Below are 19,294 nucleotides of genomic sequence, written 5' to 3'. Positions count from 1 at the left end.
CAAAATAATGGCATGAGTAATCTCATGCCATTATTTTTTATCGGCTTCGCTGAGGATTTTCTTGGATACGCGAAGATGGACGTGGTATTCGGTGCCGGTCACAATGCGATTTATACTGCTCGCGTTGCGTCGTCCGGAATGATTTTTGTGCCGTGCAAAGATGGCGTCAGCCACAATGAAATCGAGGATGCTAAATCAGAACATCTGAAAGCGGGTGCGAACGTCTTGCTGCACGCCATATTAAACAGCGCAATTCGTATCGCTGATTAATTAAGAATAGGCTGAATTAATCTGGTAATGAATTTTTGAGGAATAAGAAAATGCTATTGAAAATCGTTGTCGCGCGACTGAATCACGAGACAAATACGTTTTCTCCTATCACTACGCCGCTGGATGCTTTCGCGCCGCAATGGGATGAGGCGGCCTATCGTGATCAGAAAGGGGCACGTACCGCCATGGGTGCATTTCTGGATATTGCGGACGGGTTGGGCGCTACGATAGTGACACCAATCGCGGCCATGGCCAATCCAAGCGCGGCCGTCGCTGCAGATGCTTACACGCTGATGAATGACGCTATCTTGCGGGCCATCAGCGTGGGTTGCGATGCGATCATGCTGGATCTTCACGGCGCGATGGTAGCGGAAAACGCTGAAGATGGTGAAGGTTCGCTACTCCAAAAAATACGCGAGATAGCGCCTGATACCCCTCTGTGCGTCGCCCTTGATCTGCATGGCAACATTACACAAAAAATAATAGATAACGCGGATATTATTGTCAGCTTCAAGACCTATCCACACATCGACATGTACGAAGCTGGCGAGCATGCCGGTCGTTTGCTGGTTGATATGTTGCAACAAAAAAGTCATCCGGTAGTCGGGTGGTGTCAGTTGCCATTGCTGTCGGCCTCACTGACTAGCGACACATCGACCAGCGCGATGCAGCGTGCAGTGCAAGCCGCGATCGCTGCGGAATCTGAAACGGGTGTCTTGGCGGTATCGATCTTCGCCGGTTTTCCGTTGTCGGATTTCCGCGATGCAGGGATGTCGGTAGTAGTGGTGACCGAAAACGATGTGGTTCTTGCCAATCAGGTAGCAGAAAAAATTGCCCGTTCGATGTGGTGCGAGCGTGATGGTTTTGTGTATGACAGCAAGCCCTTAAAGCAGTCGCTGGCGAACGCAAAAGAGATGGCCGCAGGTGACGGTGCCGGACCAGTGTTATTGCTTGATCATAGCGATAATGTCATGTCTGGCGGCACGTGCAACACGCTCGATGTGCTTGAAGTCGCCATGGCCGAAGGTCTTACAGACATCGGTGTCGGACCAATCAGTGATCCAGAAGCGGTCTCAAAATTGGTCGCTGCGGGTATCGGCGCGACCGTCACCGTTACGCTAGGCAACAAGGTCGCCCTCACCAAACAAGGCATTACTAAAACACCGCTAACCTTGACTGGCCAAGTGTTAGCGATAACGGATGGACAATTTTCGGTAACCGGTCCTATCTATACTGGTTCCACCATACAAATGGGGAAAAGTGTCCTGTTCGATATTGGCGTGGCACAAATCGTTGTGACCGAAGAGCGGGTGGAACCTTACGACCTTGGCGTCTTTACTAGTATGGGCCTTGATCCAGTTAAAAAAACGTTCTTGTTGCTGAAATCGCGTATGTATTGTCGTCCGGTATTCGGACCGATTAGTAAAGGCTTGGAGGAGTGCGACTCCGATACTGGCGGTCCGACCAGTTCGAATTTTGCGTTATTTCCCATCAAGAATGTACGCCGCCCCATTTATCCGCTGGATATGGATACGCGTTGGCAGTGAACGCACTACATGGTGCAAAAGTCCTGAAGAGTGCCGAGTCAATGCTAGAAGAGTGATAAAGACAGTGACGGATGTCGGTAAAGCGAAGTAGCGGCTTACTGAAAGGCGCATTCATCAATTCGCTTCATCGTCCCGGTTAATGCATCATTCACTATTTTGCGTGAATATTTTCTAGCATATCCCGCACCATTTGATCCAGACCAATTTCGGCATGCCAGTTCCAGTCGGTGCGTGCTTGCGTATCGTCCAGACTCTGCGGCCAACTGTCGGCGATATCTTGTCGATCATCCGGTTGATAAACGATCTCGAACTGCGGCAACTGTTGCCTGATGGCTTGCGCTAACTGCGCTGGGTTGAAGCTCAATCCAGCCACATTATAGGCCGACCGTATCCGCACTTGCGCTGCTGGTGCCTCCATCAGTTCGATAGTAGCCCGAATGGCATCGGGCATATAAATCATCGGCAAGGTGGTTTCCGGATAAAGAAAACATTGATATTGTTCAGCACGTTTGGCAGCATGAAAAATAGCGATTGCATAGTCAGTCGTGCCCCCGCCGGGAGGCGATTTGAAGCTGATGATACCCGGATAGCGGATGCTGCGGACATCAATATCGAACTTGCTGAAATAGTACTCGCACAGTCTTTCACCGGCTTGTTTACTGATGCCGTAAATGGTGGTTGGGTCCATGATCGTCATTTGCGGCGTATTGATGGCTGGCGTATTTGGCCCAAATGCGGCGATTGAGGATGGCCAAAATATCCGTAAAGGTTTACCGACCTGATTGCGTTCCCGCGCCAGTTCTAAAATGTTGAGTAAGCCATTGATATTTAATGTCCATGCTTTCAACGGTGCTTGCTCGCCGGTGACCGATAACATCGCGGCCAATTGGTAGACCTGTGTAATCTCATAACGGTTGATGACTTCTGCAAGCAGATTGCTATTGAGTACGTCGAGACGCTCGTAGCAAGCCGCGCCATACGAACTGGAAGGGCTGATATCGGCCGCGATGATATTGGCGGCACCATGTTTTTCTACGAGCGCATCCACTAACTCGCTGCCAATTTGACCGTTAGCACCAATGACCAGAATCTTTTCCATTTTGTTTTCCGTCTTAATGTTTCAAGAGGCCGAGCTCATGGCCGACTTGCGCAAATGCTGCTAATGCCAGATCGAGTTGTTGCGTGCTGTGGGCGGCCGACATTTGTACGCGCACCCGCGCCTGGCCCATTGGTACGACCGGATAGAAAAAGCCGGTAACCAGAATGCCCAATGCATACAAGCGTTGCGCAAATTGTTGGGCTATCGGCGCATCGAATAGCATCACCGGCACAATCGGATGCGTACCCGGTTTGATGGTGAAGCCCAACTGAGTGATTTCGCGCCGGAAATGCTCCGTGTTTGCCTGCAAACGATCACGTAACTCGGTCGAGTTTGAAAGCATATTTAATACCGTCAACGAGGTCCCTGCTATGGATGGTGCCAACGTGTTGGAAAACAAATAGGGGCGAGATTTTTGCCGCAATGTTTCAATCACTTCACGCCGTGCAGCGGTAAAACCACCCATTGCACCGCCGAGTGCTTTACCGAGCGTTCCGGTGATGATATCTATCCGACCCATCACATGATGATGCTCGTGCGTACCGCGTCCGGTCGAACCCATGAAGCCCGACGCGTGGCATTCATCGATCATCACCAGTGCGCCGTATTTGTCAGCCAGATCGCAGATTTTGTCGAGCTGTGCAATCGTGCCATCCATCGAAAATACACCGTCAGTGACAATGACCTTATGACGCTTGTCGCCAGCCGCCTGCAACTGAATTTCGAGATCGGTCATGTCGTTATGGGTGTACCGAAAACGCGCGGCCTTGCACAGACGAATGCCATCAATGATTGATGCGTGATTCAGTGTGTCTGAGATGATCGCGTCTTGCTCGTCAAATAATGGCTCGAACAAGCCGCCGTTGGCATCAAATGCCGCCGCGTACAAGATCGTGTCTTCCATCCCGAGGAATCTAGACAAGGCTTGCTCCAATTGCTTGTGCACGGTTTGCGTGCCGCAAATAAAGCGTACCGAGGATAAACCGTAACCATATTGCTTGGTGGCATCAATCGACGCCTGAACCAATTTTTCTTCGCCGGAGAGGCCGAGATAATTGTTCGCACAAAGATTGATTAGAGTGCGGCCGTCGTCGCAGACAACTTCGGCGCCCTGACGCGAATTGATAACGCGTTCCGGCTTATAAAGTCCTTGCTCGCGCAGAGCGTTCAGGTTGGTGTCGAGACTGGCGAAGAAGCTTGCTTTTGAGGATGTCGGCGTCATTTCAATTCCTTGTCGTTTTTTATGCAGACGGTTTTAATACCCACGGTTTTAATGTTCACTATCTATCTTAAAACTTGTACGGCGATCGTGTGCATTTTCGTATTGTGAGCGGTTGCCCAAGGCCAAATGACGGCCCCATTTATCGTTTTGAGTCTTATGTCTTTTGTCAATTTTGTAACCATAAATGTGGCTGTAAAATCCGGTAGCGGAACGCTTTAGCAAACGGCGTCGGCCTACGCTTAACACCTAGTGGGGTATTGGGACCTATTTGATCTATTATCGACTGTTGCATCTGTTACTATGAAGTTCAATATAAAGATATGAATCCACTATATCGAACAAATATTCAATATAGTGGATATTAACGACTGCCATTAAACATAGCAAGTAAATTTATGCATTCACCTATTGCTCACAACACACCACCCGAAGTCGGCGCGACGCTTCAACGGCTACGGCTTAAGCGCGGTCTGACGCTTGACGATTTGTCGCGTGCGGCCGGCGTGTCTAAATCCATGCTGTCGCAAATTGAACGTGAAAAAGCGAATCCGACCATAGCGGTGACATGGCGATTGGCCAACGCTTTAGGTATTGGTATAGAAGAATTGCTCGCTACCGAAACGTCGGAACGGGAAGCTATTCACATCATGGAACCGCACGAAACGCCTACTTTGCCTGGTCTTCACGCTGGTTACGTCCTGCGCATTCTCGGGCCGATGGAATTGGCCGGCAAATATGAATGGTACGAATTGACGTTGGCACCGGAAGGGGCATTAGTTTCCACACCGCACGATCCTGGCACGATGGAGCATTTAACGTTGTTGAATGGTGGTGTCGAGGTCGTCGTGGATGGCGTGAAGAAAAAGCTGAAAATTGGTGGCACTGCACGCTACCCCGCCGACAAAAATCATGTGATACGTAACACAGGAAAAACCGAGGCGAGAGCTCTATTGGTAGTGATTCACCGATAAATCCAGAGGGCTTACGCAAATCGCCCAAGCGGCGTTTTGCTCTCCTGGCCGCGTTTTGCTTTCCTTGCCGCTGCTAGCCCCGGTACTGGCGTACTGTCTGCGTCGGCAGGGTTGGCAAGCCCGTTGCTAGGACGGTTAGTTTGTATCCTCTTGCATCAAGATTTCAACCAAAATTCCACACGGGTTTACAATGCGGGTAAAGAAAGTGGTTGCAGCTGGTTTGCAACATTATCTAACTTTAAGTTTACAACGCTTGCAATTCGCACTGTTTTTTTATACAGTACTGTCTATTAATACAGTCTTACACCCCTTTTGCCGAAAGAAAATCCATGGACGATAAAAAATCCGCAGCAAATCCTGATAAAAGCAAGGCACTTGCCGCAGCATTGGCACAAATCGAAAAGCAATTCGGCAAGGGTTCGATCATGCGCATGGAAGATGGTGCCGTGGTCGAAGAGGTCCAGGTCGTTTCCACTGGTTCATTAGGTCTTGATATTGCGCTAGGCGTTGGCGGATTGCCGCGCGGTCGTGTGGTCGAAATCTATGGCCCTGAATCATCCGGTAAAACCACGCTGACCCTGCAAACCATTGCTGAAATGCAAAAGCTGGGCGGCACCTGTGCGTTTATTGATGCAGAACATGCGCTTGACGTCGGTTACGCTCAAAAGCTTGGGATCAATCTGGCAGACCTGCTGATTTCACAACCGGATACTGGTGAACAGGCGCTTGAAATTACCGATGCGCTGGTCCGTTCCGGCGGTGTAGATCTGATTGTTATCGATTCCGTTGCCGCATTGACGCCACGCGCCGAAATCGAAGGCGACATGGGCGATTCCTTGCCGGGCTTGCAAGCGCGTCTGATGTCACAAGCATTGCGTAAATTGACTGGCAGCATTAATCGCACGAATACACTGGTGATTTTTATTAACCAGATTCGGATGAAGATTGGTGTCATGTTTGGTAATCCGGAAACAACAACCGGCGGTAACGCACTGAAGTTTTACGCTTCGGTCCGCCTGGATATTCGTCGTACTGGCTCAATTAAATCAGGCGACGAAGTGATCGGTAACGAAACACGTGTAAAAGTTGTGAAGAACAAAATCGCACCACCGTTTAAGGAAGCGCATTTCGACATTCTGTACGGTACAGGTACTTCGCGTGAAGGCGAAATTCTGGATCTTGGATCGGATGCCAAAATCGTTGAAAAATCAGGTGCCTGGTACAGTTATAACGGCGAGCGTATTGGTCAAGGTAAAGACAACGCCCGTAACTACCTGAAAGAGCGTCCAGAACTGGCACGTGAAATCGAAAACAAAGTACGTGCATCACTAGGCGTACCATTACTAGAGGGCGCAGTGTCGACAGAAACCGACAAAGCCGCTGAGAAAGCAGCAAAAGCCGCTGAAAAAGCAGCAGCCAAAGAAGCCGCAGCGTTAGCCGCAAAAGTAGAGTAATCAAAGAAAAGTGAATCGGTCGGGTGGCGCATGGCTCCTCGTCCGATTTTTATTTTGTTCTTGATGAGTGCAAAATAAGTGTGATGAGTGTTAAGTGAGGTTATAGCTTTCTCCTGACTCCTTATGTGCTTTTAAGATTGCGTTTTAAACAAGGTTGCGACGCTGCAAACTTAATGTGCTGTCGTAAAAGCGAACCCAACGTTTTGTAACGTTTTGTTTTTGGGAAATATTTTTTAATAAGGCGGGCCGTGTTACCTGACCCGCATCCAGTAATGGCAAAACCAACAGTCAGTCTGAAGGGCAGGGCGCTTCGTTACTTATCGATGCGTGAGCATAGCCGTATCGAGTTAAAGCGTAAGTTATCGCGTTACGTCGAAGAGGGCGATGACATAGAGGTTTTGCTCGATTGGCTTGAGGAGTCTAAATTTTTATCTCAAGAACGCTTCTCCGAATCTCTTATTAATCGGCGCTCTGGACGTTATGGCAATAGCCGCATCGTGATGGAATTAAAAAGTCACGGTATCGCCGCCGATGCGATTAGTGCGGTTAAATCACAGCTTGCAGAAGGCGAATTTGCCCGCGCCCGCGAAGTGTGGGTGAGGAAATTTGGGCGTCAACCGCTTAATGCTATCGAACGCGGCAAACAGATGCGGTTTTTATTGCAGCGCGGATTTTCTCATCGGGCGGTGCAAGCTGCGATTAACAGCGTTGGTGATGACGATGCGTTCGAGCCCGTTGAATCTGATGAAGATGGGATTGTTTAGGGCGGACATCAACATATTATTGCCACCGGTTCGGTCCTAATTTGGGCCTTAACCTAATTTGGTTCTTATGATGCCGAAGACGTCTGATGCGTCTAATAGAGTGGATTTTCGACGATCCTCGTACAATCCTTGTACATGCCTGTACATCCTCGCACATTCTTTCATATACGTGATTTAAACAGCTTAAATCGCCCATACGCGGGCGGCCATGCAAATTTACCGTAACTAGGTCATACTGTGAGATTGTTGCAACGCACACAAACTCACCTATTCACTACATCTGTGCTACACTTTTGTGGTTTTTTGCAAACCGCAGGAGCGGCAGCTACTATAGAAACTGTAGTAGCGATAAGCAAAGCAGACCAAAAAAATGTCCCTATTACCTCCTACTTCTCGCAGGGCGCTGACACATACGCGCACCATACAAGTCGACGCGTTTATTCGTGACGATGGCTTATGGGAGTTGGACGCGCACATTACCGATATTAAAGCCAGTGATCTTGAGTTGCCGCACGGAATTTTGCCAGCCGGCGAGGCTGTGCACGATTTATGGCTGCGTTTAACGCTAGACAATCTCTACACCATTACCGAGGTCGCGGTGCATTCTGAGGCCATGCCTTATCCCGGACATTGCAATACCGTCTCCCCTGCCTACAATCAATTAGTTGGCCTGAATCTGTTAAAAGGATTTCGCTATACGTTGAAAGAGCGTGTCGGTGGTGCGCTGGCTTGCACTCATCTGACTGAGCTTGCTCAAATATTGCCGACTGTTGCGCTTCAAGCGTTTTCTGGTGAAACGAGTGTTGGCAGCACGGCACCGACACGGTTGAGTACAGGAGACAAAAAACCATTTCAGGTAGGAAGTTGCTACGCGCTGCGGAGGGATGGAGCGGTTGTCGCGCAATTTTATCCAAAGTGGGCGTCCGCGCGGCCAGAAATTCCTGAGACACAATCCAACATGCCAGTTAGTAAGCCCCCGGACATACAGTCCGAACCCCGTTAGTGTCGTTAATGATTTTGTTGTAATTTAATTCTTAGTGCATTTATCTAGTCCAACCAGCAAGTTAATTTAAATCAGCGTCAGAAGGGAAGCTCGCATGAAAATCCATGAGTATCAGGGCAAAGAAATTCTCCGTAAATTTGGGGTAACAACACCGCGCGGTATTCCGTGCCTGAGCGTCGATGAGGCAGTTAAAGCTGCTGAAACTCTCGGCGGTTCGGTATGGGTCGTGAAGGCACAAATTCATGCAGGTGGTCGCGGTAAAGGCGGCGGCGTGAAAGTGGCTAAATCGCTTGAACAAGTTCGCGAATACGCTAATGAAATCCTGGGCATGCAGCTGATCACGCATCAAACTGGCCCAGAAGGTCAAAAAGTGCGTCGTTTGTTGATCGAAGAGGGCGCAGACATCAAGCAAGAACTATACGTCAGTATGGTAACTGACCGTGTTAGTCAACGCGTGGTGCTGATGGCATCGAGCGAAGGCGGCATGGACATTGAAGAAGTTGCGGAAAGTCATCCGGAAAAAATTCATCAGGTCGTCATTGATCCATCGACAGGACTCACTGACGCAGAAGCGGACAGTATTTCCGCAAAAATCGGCGTACCAGCGGGTTCTATTGCTGACGCTCGGGTACAACTGCAAGGTCTATACAAAGCTTATTGGGATACCGATTGCTCATTGGCCGAAATCAACCCGCTGATCGTCACTGGCTCTGGCAAAATTATTGCTTTGGACGCGAAGTTTAACTTTGATCCTAACGCTTTGTATCGCCAACCTGAAATCGTTGCTTATCGCGATCTGGACGAAGAAGACCCAGCAGAAGTCGAAGCATCGAAATTTGATCTGGCATACATCTCACTCGACGGTAACATCGGTTGCCTGGTAAATGGCGCTGGTCTGGCGATGGCCACGATGGACACGATCAAATTGTTCGGCGGCGAGCCAGCGAACTTCCTTGATGTAGGCGGTGGTGCTACAGCAGAAAAAGTGACTGAAGCATTTAAGATCATGCTGAAGAATCCAAGTTTGAAGGCAATTCTGGTCAATATTTTCGGCGGTATCATGCGTTGTGACGTGATCGCTGAAGGCGTGATCGCTGCATCGAAGGCGGTTTCATTGAGCGTGCCACTTGTCGTGCGCATGAAGGGTACCAACGAAGAAATCGGCAAAAAATTGCTGGCGGAATCGGGCTTGCCTATCATTGCTGCCGACAGCATGGAAGAAGCGGCGCAGAAAGTTGTTGCTGCAGCTAACGGTCAATAATCGCATTGGTTTTAGCGATCTGAGAATTTAGCGACGATCAATTTGCACTTACGTTGACGAATTGATTCACGCTCAAAAATAAGGCAAGGAACAAACATGTCGATCCTGATTAACAAAGATACAAAAGTCGTCACCCAAGGTATCACTGGCAAAACCGGTCAATACCACACGCGCGGTTGCCGTGATTATGCAAATGGCAAAGAAGCTTTTGTCGCTGGCGTGAACCCTAAAAGAGCCGGTGAAGATTTCGAAGGCATTCCTATTTTCGCTAACGTCGGAGAAGCCAAGGCCGCTACCGGCGCTAACGTTTCAGTGATTTATGTGCCGCCAGCAGGCGCGGCAGCAGCGATTTGGGAAGCGGTTGAAGCAGAACTGGATCTGGCGATCTGTATCACGGAAGGTATTCCTGTCCGCGATATGCTGGCATTGAAAGACCGTATGGCTAAATCCGGTAGCAAGACTTTGCTTCTAGGACCAAATTGCCCAGGTCTGATCACGCCGGACGAAATCAAAATTGGTATCATGCCAGGCCATATTCACAAGCGAGGCCGTATCGGTGTGGTATCGCGTTCGGGTACATTGACGTATGAAGCAGTCGGTCAGTTGACCGCGCTGGGTCTGGGTCAATCATCGGCAGTTGGTATCGGCGGCGATCCAATCAACGGCCTGAAACATATCGATATCATGAAGATGTTCAATGACGATCCTGATACCGATGCGGTCATCATGATCGGTGAAATCGGCGGTCCTGATGAGGCTAATGCAGCTTACTGGATCAAAGACAACATGAAAAAGCCGGTCGTTAACTTTATCGCTGGCGTTACAGCGCCTCCGGGCAAACGTATGGGTCATGCCGGTGCGTTGATTTCTGGCGGTGCTGATACAGCACAAGCAAAACTCGACATCATGGAAGCTTGCGGTATCAAAACCACTAAGAATCCGTCTGAGATGGCGCGTTTGTTGATGGCGATGTTGTAATCCGGCTACTTGCCTGATTGTAATTGAATGAATAAAAAGGAGCTTCGGCTCCTTTTTTGTGGTCAGTCGTTAACCGTCTAGTGCTGATTTTGTTATGTCGGCTATTTTCTACGCTACCGAAAATCGCAAGTTTTATGTTGCTTCCCTCAGCAATGACATGGCTACGAGGCTTTTTCAGAGTGGGCCTTCGAGGACTTTGGATGGATGAGATGCCAGACGATTTCGTTATCTACATGGACTGCGATGATTCACTACACAATAGATAAGTTAAGATTTCTCTTGGGAGTTAAGGTGTTTGAACGGCTTCGCCAAACAACCATGTACGTCATCAAGAAATATCTAGTTTTTCGCCTTTTTTTATGTTGCTGTCGTTCTATTAACCAACGAAAATACATTTAGATCAGCATTTGCCTGATATCTATACTCTTTTGATCGCTACTGAAAATGTCCATTCCTTTACGATTTGATTTTTTTGCCAAGACCGATGTTGGCATGGTGCGACCAGAAAATGAGGATGCTATTGCGATAAGCGAGGTTTTGCAACTGGCTATTTTGGCGGATGGGATGGGCGGCTATAACGCGGGCGAAGTGGCAAGTGGCATCGCCACGGTGACAATTCAGCATGCGGTAGAGCGGCATCAACGTGAAAACCAATATAGTCATCCAGATGATCAGCCAGCGGTTAGGCGTCTGTGTTTAATTCAGGCTGTTCGAAAGGCCAACAGCACAATTATCGAGACTGCCCGCCAACATCCTGAATATCGCGGAATGGGGACGACGGTGGTGCTGGCGTGGTTTCAGGGTGATTGCGTAAGCATTGCACATGTTGGTGATTCACGCGCCTATGTGTTGCGCAATGGCGAGTTGGCGCAATTAACGCGAGATCATTCTCTGGTACAAGAGCAAATTTCTGCAGGGCTTTTAACGCAAGAACAAGCAGCATTCGCCATGAATCGTAATGTGATTACGCGCGCAGTAGGTGTAGAGCATCAACTGGTAGTCGACGTGCAAGAGCAAGCGGTGGAGGTCGGCGATCTTTTTTTGTTGTGTTCTGACGGCTTATCAGACCGCCTTTCACCACTGCAAATTAAAAACATTATCAACGCCACAAGCGATGATTCGAAAGCAGCATGTGAACTCCTGATAAAAGCCGCTAATGAAGGCGGTGGGCAAGATAATATTTCTGTAGTGTTAATAAAAGTTGTTAATAATGATGCCCAGAATGACTCCCAATGCAGTGCCGCAGAGCAATTAAAGCCGAGTCATTAACACCTATGGATACCCATGGTGATTCACTCACAAAGCGCTGGGACCCGAGCGCTCATAATTGCACTTGTAGCATCAACGTTTTTAATTTTCTCAACAGGGAAAAACGAGTAGAAATTGATATCAATCCTGAGAAAATGTATTTAAAATAATATTTCTCCAGTTGTCCACATAAAACGAGAGAGATAGGAATGGCGAAGATTGTATTAACCGAAGGGGACAATGTCGTTCAGGAAATGGTCCTCCATAAGGAGCGCACTACCATCGGTCGGCGCCCTCACAATGACCTGGTGATCGACAGCCCCGCTGTTAGCGGTGAACATGCTGTCATCATCACTATCTATAATGATTCGTTTTTGGAAGACCTGAGCAGCACTAACGGCACGCAAGTCAACGGGCATGCCGTTACAAAACATTTTTTACAGCACAACGACGTCATACAGATGGCGAAGTACAAACTGGTGTATCTCGTCGACGCGGTTGAGGATATCAGCGAGGACCACCATCTGAAGATGTTTCCGTCGCTGCGTCCTGATGCGATCGTTACCGTGATTGACGGCCCCGGTGCTGGCAAGAAACTGGCGTTGGTGAAAGTACTGACGACAATTGGCCGTCCTGGTGTTCAAGTTGCCATTGTGGCGCGTAGAGCGCACGGTTATGAGCTGACGCACGTTGAGGGAAATACCTACACGCGTGTCAACGGTGCACCGCTGAAGGTGGGGGCATGGTCGCTATCAGATGGGGATGTAATTGATATTGCAGGAATGACTATGCAGTTTTCCTGGAAACCTCGGAATGGATATCAAAAAATCAATACAACCGGTAAGCGGTGATTAACTGATCGCGACGCTTAATGCTGCGCGCTCCAGAGATACCCGGACCAAAGCGTCATAAAGCCATAGATATTAATTGACCAAACGTTAAAAAAACTGAAACGCATGGCGTCTTTAGCGGATAACGATTTGGTTTTCTTATTTTTGGGCTGACGAAGGGAGAATGACTTTGCATTCGGTCAGGATGTCCTTACCGAACAAATGAGTAAGGAGCATCTCTTGAGGCAAATGAATCGCCAGCCATTTTTTGGTTGGCGATTCAGATTCAGAGATTAGATGCTAAACGTTAAACAAGAAGTTCAAAACGTCGCCATCTTTCACTACATACTCTTTACCTTCAGCGCGCATCTTGCCAGCTTCCTTAGCGCCAGCCTCACCCTTATACGTAATGAAATCATCGTAAGCGATTGTTTGTGCGCGAATGAAACCGCGTTCGAAGTCAGTATGAATAACGCCTGCTGCTTGGGGCCCGGTATCACCGACGTGGATGGTCCAGGCGCGGACTTCTTTCACGCCCGCAGTGAAATAGGTTTGCAGACCGAGCAACTTAAATGCAGCACGAATCAGACGATCCAGACCCGGCTCTTCCATGCCCATGTCTGCCAGAAACTCGTGTTTGTCGGCTTCATCGAGGTCTGAAATTTCAGATTCAATTGATGCGCAAATTGGTACCATCGGTGCGTTTTGCGACGCGGCGTACGCGGTTAATTGATCGAGCAATGGATTGTTTGTGAAGCCGGTATCTGAAACATTGGCAACATACATCGCGGGCTTTGCCGTAATCAAACAAAGTGGCTTGATCAGCGCCATTTCTTCTTCATCAAGGCCACAAGCGCGTACTGGCTTGGCCTGGTTCAATTCCGGCATCAAACGTTCTAATACTGCGACTAGCTTGGCTGCATCCTTGTCGCCGGATCGGGCCTTTTTGTTTTCGCGATGAATCGCTTTCTCGACCGTTCCCATGTCGGCTAGCGCTAATTCGGTCTGGATAACTTCGATATCGTCTAGCGGGCTGACTTTGCCAGCAACGTGGATGACATTGTCATCTTCAAAGCAGCGTACTACATTGACGATGGCGTCTGTTTCGCGGATATGGGCTAGAAACTGATTACCAAGGCCTTCGCCTTTGGAAGCGCCGGCTACCAGACCAGCGATGTCCACAAACTCAACCGTCGCAGGCAGAATCCGCTCTGGCTTGACAATTTCGGCTAGCGACGTCAAGCGCGGGTCTGGTACTTCCACCATGCCGACATTCGGTTCGATAGTGCAGAATGGATAATTTTCTGCTGGAATGCCTGCTTTAGTCAGTGCATTAAACAGGGTAGATTTGCCAACGTTAGGTAGGCCGACGATGCCGCACTTGAGACTCATGAAAATCTTTCTAGATCAATAGGTTACACAGGAACAGTTACAGATGAAGCGGTCCGGCGCAGTGTCAGGTTAAATGCGCGTCGGCGATTCGAAGTGCCAATAAGCCAGGACGCGTAACGAAGATTCACAACGAGGATGCACAACAGACTTGCAACAGTACCAACAAACTTGGGTGACGTTCACCAATTTTATCGAGACTTTGTTCAAAAAGATGCCTATTGTAACTCTCTCGGAAGGTCTTCTGCCAACGGCGCTGACCTAAAACGGCTGGATATCTGCGAGATCCTGCTTTACATCGGTTTTGTGTGCAAATAGCGCGACTTTCACGCAACATAGGCGCGGTGTAAAGGTTTTCAGATGCATTTTGTCGGTGAACAGGTACGTTCGGCTGAATTGCTGTAAATAGTCTTGCGTGCGTTGCAATCAGAACCACCCGCACCTGGAGTAAAAATGCGTAGTCATGAGCGGACCATTTCTTGTCGATTCGGCGATGATGTGTCACTCACTATCATGAGCTTATATAAAGTTGTGATTTGCCGCGCCTGAATATCAGAAGTAGAAGAGGGTGCGCCGTTCCGGTGCTAGGGAACGGCGCTTGCTTTTTTATGTTTGATCAGAACTTAAAATATTTTAGCGACGCCGAGCTGGAATGTATTGGCTTTATTTCCACTCGCGAACTGACCGCTATAATTTGCAAAGGCAGTTGTATCGGCTGCCAGTTTGATGTTCGCACCCAGATCAAGATGGGTTGTGTTTGCCGCGCTTTGATACCCTGGCATCCCAAAACTGCCACCCATTCCGACCACATGCGCACGGACATCATCCGGCGTATTTTTCAATTCTCTGTCCCACGCTAGTTTGGCAAATGGTTGGATCGTAAAGCCCCACATAGTTTGATTGGAGGTTAATTGCAGCCCAACGCTGGATACTAGCGATGTACGTGTTTGCGCGTCAAAGTGCATGGCTGTGCTGTCGTTACCCAGTTCATCATATGCATCGACCTTTATCTGTTGCCAGGTCAAATTAACCAGAGGACTCAATACGGCGGCGCCTAGTGTGAAGTCATATTGAGCGCCTAAGCGCAGAAGTACTTGATCACCTGAAGTCTTACCGTTTTCGTTACGTAAAGCCTGACCCAGCAAGATACTTCGGGTGACATTGTTATAGTCGAGCAAACCGGCTAAGCCGATAGCATTGACAGCCCATGCGCCATCACGGTATTGGGTATAGGCTGAGATCATGGTTTGATCCAGCTTGAAGTGTCCGGTATTGCTGCCAAAATTTTCTTTATTTTGACCGTATCCAAACGCGGTTCCAATCATCCACTGCCGATTAATCGCGTAATCAATTCCCACTGTGGCACTCGTGGCGGAACCATCCAGGCCCTGCATATTATCGGTTCTGCTGTAGTTACGCTGGGTATTGCCAACTACCGCGTAGGCTTCTGGCTTGCCTACGTTTGCTGGTGCCAGGCCGAATAAACGCAAACGATTATCGATGGCGAGCGTTTGGGCTTGTGTGCCGACTAACGGCGCTGAAGCCAGCATACTAATCTGCGTTGGTGCTAACAATACCGACTGCGCATATTGGGCGAGGATTGCCTGCGCTGCGCCGCTGGGATGCACGCTATCGGCGAATAGGTAGGTCATATTTGCGTTCGGCTCTACTAAGGTAGCTGCCGTGCAAGTGCCAGAATCGGGTGTTGTACATGCCGCTGATATGACATTTTTAAAACCGTATAGCGTCGGATTGCGGATTACTTCATCCAGCAGACTGAAGACATCTAATGCAACAATATTGCCGCCTAACTTGTTCAGACTTTGATTCAAGGTTTGATTAAATGTGTAGGTCGAAGCCGTCCATAATTGCTGTAATCCGAGTTGAGCCGCCAGTGGCGTATTTCCGATATCGGGCAAATTCAATACCATTGCTTTTCCTGCGCCAGCGTGTTGCAACGCGCCCACCAATCCTGCAACGTTAACGGCTTCACCCGCGACTAGTCCGACGATCGTTTGTGCGGTGGCTGCTTGCACCGCAGGATCTGGGTCTCCTAGTCCCGCCTGATTCAGGGTTGTATAAGCAAAAACGTCGTTGGAGCCCGCCCATACGGTGTAAAGGGCATTTTTATCCACTTTAGGGTGGCTGGCTAAATAACCATTCACCTGATCGGTGATAGAGGGAGTCAAGTATCCACTCGCCGGATCCAAAGAGGCCTGGCTTGTTTGCGCGCCGCCAACAGCGTAATTTGTTCCGCTCAACGGTACCACGCCATTCGGCGTCAGCACATAAGCTGGGTCGGCAGTCAGGCCATTTTTATGTGCCAGTAATTGCGTCCAGATCAAATCAGGATTGGTCGTAAAAGATGGCTGTTGACCGACACCGGTATAAAAGCCGCTATCCATTAAGGAATCGCCAAAAAAAACCATTTGTGAAAAATTCGAGGCAGACGCGACGGGCGCTATGCACAGGCCTATCCCAATACTGGCGCTGATAGCGAGAGTCCACCCAGTTCTGCGAGCTTGGCATTCCGGGCGCAGAGAAAGTAGTGTTGAAAAAAAAGAAGCGCGACGTGAGAGTGCAAACGGGAGCAGTGCCAAAGAAATTCTCCTAAGATAATTGATGTATTTTGTGTCTGCAGTGATAGGGGCAATCCGTATTTTTTTGGGTAGTTCGGACTACATTTCGATTGCTCTTGTTTTCCGGCTGAGACTGTAAGCAATCATCTATTTTTTTACCGAATACTTCTGAAAATAAAACAGGCGCAGAAAAAACATTATTTCCTCCTAATCTGGTGTTGCGCGCAGTGAGAACATCACTGTTCATTTAGGCACAACGGCCATTAATACAGTGTGAAGCGGCTAATGCGCTCGGCAAGTATGCATAACCATTTTCAAACAACGGTAGAAATGTTGTTATTTTTTCTATTTTGATTATCTCATCATGCCAAGAAAATACATTGATAATTCTACGAATCTCTACATTTCCTGATATTTGGATTGGTTGGCGAAGGTCGAATCGTGCCCCTTTTTTAGTTCGAAACTGTGGATGTAGGTTTTTTGGGCTGTTGGACAATAAAAGTCCGTAGGACACGGGCATTGGACACCATTTTTATAGCAAAGGGCGAGCGGTGATGGAGGTTGGGGAGAAAACGCGCTTCGAACGAGAGTTGCTCGAAGCGCAGAACGTTAGAAGCGTCTTTATTCCATCCTGATAGCGTTAATTGTCATAAGCCTAGATGTGATTGCCCTAGCTTACGCATATTGGCTTCCTTATCTCAGCTAGAACATCGCATTCACTATGATGGCCTCACAAAAAGGAGGCTTCACAACGCATTAACGATAATGATGAGGTCTGTGGTGGTGTTGAGAGTAATGATGATGGTGATGGTGGCGCATCATTGGACGGTGATCTTGTGCTTGCGCGAACGGAATACATCCCAGGACAAGTGCCACAAGGCAAAGTAGCTTTTTCATTTTCACTCCTTCTAGTGGTTGAAGTGTTAACCGCATGGGCAGCGGTACGATATCAAAACGCTATCAAATTGAATTGGTTGACAATGTTTTTATATTAAATGCGTCTTAAAATGGGTCGATTAGCGTCCAAATGAAGCTGAATTTCTCTCTTGATCTAATGGCGCAACGCATCAGCGGAGCTTATTTGGCGGTATGCAATAGCATGGTTGCTTCAGAAAATTTGCCGTCGCACAGCATTGGGATGACTTTTAGGCTTTCTGCGATGGCCTCATCAAGGAGTGGTTGTTCTTCTTTACGTGGTCGATGCAAGACAAAGTCAGCCACAGCCTGTTGTAAATTTAAGGTGCGCGGGTGTCCGATGCCGATGCGCAAGCGCCAGTAGTCTTGCGTTCCGAGTGCAGCGGTAATATCTTTTAGGCCATTGTGACCACCGGATGAACCGCCTTTTTTTAGTTTGGCGATGCCTGGTAACAAATCCAGTTCGTCATGTACCACTAAAACTTCCTCAGGAGAAATTTTATAAAAGCGCGCTAATGCGCCGACGGATTGGCCGGAACGATTCATGAAGGTTTGCGGTTCAAGAAGCCATACTTCTTGCGCATTAATTCTTGTTTTTACCATGAGTGCTTTGAAATCAGCTTTGCGCTGAAGGCTGCAGCCGAGATCTTGCGCCAGATTGTCGACTAGCCAGAAGCCGGCGTTATGGCGTGTTTGCTCGTATTCCGGGCCGGGATTACCGAGGCCAACGATGAGGCGAATAGACATGAGATTCCGAATAAAGCGTGCGGTGGATTTGAGGCGATATAAACGCGAATGGCATTTTGCTTACATCCCATTAGGCAGCTTTACGCTCTTGTATCGATTTTAGGGGTAAATACCCAACTGTTGCAATCTGGTTAGTTCACCGTCAATGTTACGACTATCGTGATTGGGATCGTCCGATAGCTGGTTAGGGATCGTGGATTAGTTGGGTATAAGGATGGTAATAAAAAAAACCCGCCACAAGGGGCGGGTTCTCTCGTCACAAAACATGCTGACTAATTACATTATTTTTTTTCTGCAGCAGGAGCAGCAGCGGCAACAACGGAAGCAGGTACTTCAGCTTCAACCTTACCAGCTGGAATCGCAGCAGTTGCGATTGTCAGATTTTCCTGGCTGACAACTGTCACGCCATTAGGCAACTTCAGGTCGACCAAGTGAATCGAGTGACCCACATCCAGAGCGGACAGATCAACTTCGACGAACTCTGGCAAGTCTTTAGGCAAGCAAGAAATGTCCAGGTCAGTGATAACGTGGCTGATGATACCAGCCGACAATTTCACTGCTGGCGAAACGTCTGCGTTGATGAAATGCAGTGGGACTTTAACGTGGATCGCGTGTGTCGCGTCTACGCGTTGGAAATCTGCGTGCAAGACTAACTGTTTGTATGCGTGGACTTGGAAGTCGCGCAACAACACTTTTTGCACAGCGCCGTCGATTTCCAGATCAAGGATCGAAGAGTGGAATGCTTCTTTCTTCAGCGCGTGGTAAAGCGCGTTGTGATCGAGCGACAGGTTAACTGGCGCGTCAGAACCACCGTATACGATTCCTGGTGTTTGGCCAGCAATGCGCAGGCGGCGGCTCGCTCCGGTACCCAGCTCTTTGCGAACAAATGCGATAACTTTCATTTTGAAACTCCATGTTTGCAAGATTTGCATCTTGCGGTAAAAATCTCCCGCGACCAGGGGATTTAAGTACACCACCGAAAGGGAAAATCCCAGTTCGGGGGGTATAAATTCTTAA

Annotated in this window: 15 protein-coding genes and 1 pseudogene; 10 read left to right on the top strand and 6 right to left on the bottom strand. The window is 48.6% G+C overall.

All coding sequences use genetic code 11. The features are described from left to right. Positions 1 to 60 precede the first annotated feature (60 nt). Positions 61 to 270, top strand: a pseudogene (locus tag RGU75_RS04875) (Zn-dependent hydrolase); the annotation flags it as partial. A gap of 50 nt (positions 271 to 320) precedes the next feature. Beyond that, positions 321 to 1,817 carry a M81 family metallopeptidase gene (locus RGU75_RS04870; RefSeq protein ID WP_322233517.1) on the top strand — a complete coding sequence of 499 codons (1,497 nt, stop codon included), beginning with the start codon at positions 321 to 323 and terminating at the stop codon, positions 1,815 to 1,817. A 151-nt stretch (positions 1,818 to 1,968) separates the two neighbouring features. Here RGU75_RS04870 and RGU75_RS04865 read toward each other — a convergent pair whose 3' ends face one another. Next, complete coding sequence (locus RGU75_RS04865; RefSeq protein ID WP_322233515.1) at positions 1,969 to 2,916, bottom strand: NAD-dependent epimerase/dehydratase family protein; 948 nt, start codon at positions 2,914 to 2,916, stop codon at positions 1,969 to 1,971. Positions 2,917 to 2,929: 13 nt separating this feature from the next. Then, positions 2,930 to 4,138, bottom strand: a complete 1,209-nt coding sequence (kbl, locus tag RGU75_RS04860) for a glycine C-acetyltransferase (protein WP_322233513.1) — start codon at positions 4,136 to 4,138, stop codon at positions 2,930 to 2,932. Positions 4,139 to 4,533: 395 nt separating this feature from the next. On the opposite strand from kbl, the gene RGU75_RS04855 reads away from it, so the two are divergent. From RGU75_RS04855 to RGU75_RS04820, 8 genes are all read left to right on the top strand, one after another. Then, the gene (locus tag RGU75_RS04855; protein ID WP_322233511.1) at positions 4,534 to 5,109 is read left to right on the top strand and encodes an XRE family transcriptional regulator; all 576 of its coding nucleotides are present in this window, start codon (positions 4,534 to 4,536) and stop codon (positions 5,107 to 5,109) included. A 329-nt stretch (positions 5,110 to 5,438) separates the two neighbouring features. After that, positions 5,439 to 6,563 carry a recombinase RecA gene (recA, locus tag RGU75_RS04850; RefSeq protein ID WP_322233509.1) on the top strand — a complete coding sequence of 375 codons (1,125 nt, stop codon included), beginning with the start codon at positions 5,439 to 5,441 and terminating at the stop codon, positions 6,561 to 6,563. A 272-nt stretch (positions 6,564 to 6,835) separates the two neighbouring features. Continuing rightward, positions 6,836 to 7,327, top strand: coding sequence for a recombination regulator RecX (gene recX / locus RGU75_RS04845; protein ID WP_322233507.1), 492 nt, complete (start codon positions 6,836 to 6,838; stop codon positions 7,325 to 7,327). 370 nt (positions 7,328 to 7,697) lie between these two features. Further along, entirely contained in the window at positions 7,698 to 8,330 is a 633-nt protein-coding gene (locus RGU75_RS04840; protein WP_322233505.1) for a DUF2889 domain-containing protein, read from the top strand. Between the two features lie 70 nt (positions 8,331 to 8,400). Next, the gene (sucC, locus tag RGU75_RS04835; protein WP_322240246.1) at positions 8,401 to 9,591 is read left to right on the top strand and encodes an ADP-forming succinate--CoA ligase subunit beta; all 1,191 of its coding nucleotides are present in this window, start codon (positions 8,401 to 8,403) and stop codon (positions 9,589 to 9,591) included. A 96-nt stretch (positions 9,592 to 9,687) separates the two neighbouring features. Beyond that, on the top strand, positions 9,688 to 10,569 hold the full coding sequence (gene sucD, locus RGU75_RS04830) for a succinate--CoA ligase subunit alpha (protein ID WP_322233503.1): 882 nt from the start codon (positions 9,688 to 9,690) through the stop codon (positions 10,567 to 10,569). A gap of 444 nt (positions 10,570 to 11,013) precedes the next feature. After that, on the top strand, positions 11,014 to 11,838 hold the full coding sequence (locus RGU75_RS04825; RefSeq protein WP_322233501.1) for a Stp1/IreP family PP2C-type Ser/Thr phosphatase: 825 nt from the start codon (positions 11,014 to 11,016) through the stop codon (positions 11,836 to 11,838). A gap of 188 nt (positions 11,839 to 12,026) precedes the next feature. Next, the gene (locus RGU75_RS04820) at positions 12,027 to 12,668 is read left to right on the top strand and encodes an FHA domain-containing protein (RefSeq protein ID WP_322233499.1); all 642 of its coding nucleotides are present in this window, start codon (positions 12,027 to 12,029) and stop codon (positions 12,666 to 12,668) included. Between the two features lie 279 nt (positions 12,669 to 12,947). Here RGU75_RS04820 and ychF read toward each other — a convergent pair whose 3' ends face one another. The 4 genes from ychF to RGU75_RS04800 form a co-directional block, all read right to left on the bottom strand. Further along, on the bottom strand, positions 12,948 to 14,039 hold the full coding sequence (gene ychF / locus RGU75_RS04815) for a redox-regulated ATPase YchF (RefSeq protein ID WP_322233497.1): 1,092 nt from the start codon (positions 14,037 to 14,039) through the stop codon (positions 12,948 to 12,950). Between the two features lie 620 nt (positions 14,040 to 14,659). Further along, positions 14,660 to 16,465: an autotransporter outer membrane beta-barrel domain-containing protein gene (locus RGU75_RS04810; protein ID WP_322240244.1), complete on the bottom strand. Its 1,806-nt coding sequence runs from the start codon at positions 16,463 to 16,465 to the stop codon at positions 14,660 to 14,662. Positions 16,466 to 17,692: 1,227 nt separating this feature from the next. Continuing rightward, complete coding sequence (gene pth, locus RGU75_RS04805; RefSeq protein WP_322233495.1) at positions 17,693 to 18,277, bottom strand: aminoacyl-tRNA hydrolase; 585 nt, start codon at positions 18,275 to 18,277, stop codon at positions 17,693 to 17,695. Between the two features lie 281 nt (positions 18,278 to 18,558). Beyond that, positions 18,559 to 19,179: a 50S ribosomal protein L25/general stress protein Ctc gene (locus RGU75_RS04800; protein ID WP_322233493.1), complete on the bottom strand. Its 621-nt coding sequence runs from the start codon at positions 19,177 to 19,179 to the stop codon at positions 18,559 to 18,561. Positions 19,180 to 19,294 lie beyond the last annotated feature (115 nt).

The organism is Glaciimonas sp. CA11.2 (assembly GCF_034314045.1).
In the GTDB taxonomy this organism is placed as follows: Bacteria; Pseudomonadota; Gammaproteobacteria; order Burkholderiales; family Burkholderiaceae_D; genus Glaciimonas.
This window is presented reverse-complemented; position numbering and strand designations above follow the sequence as displayed.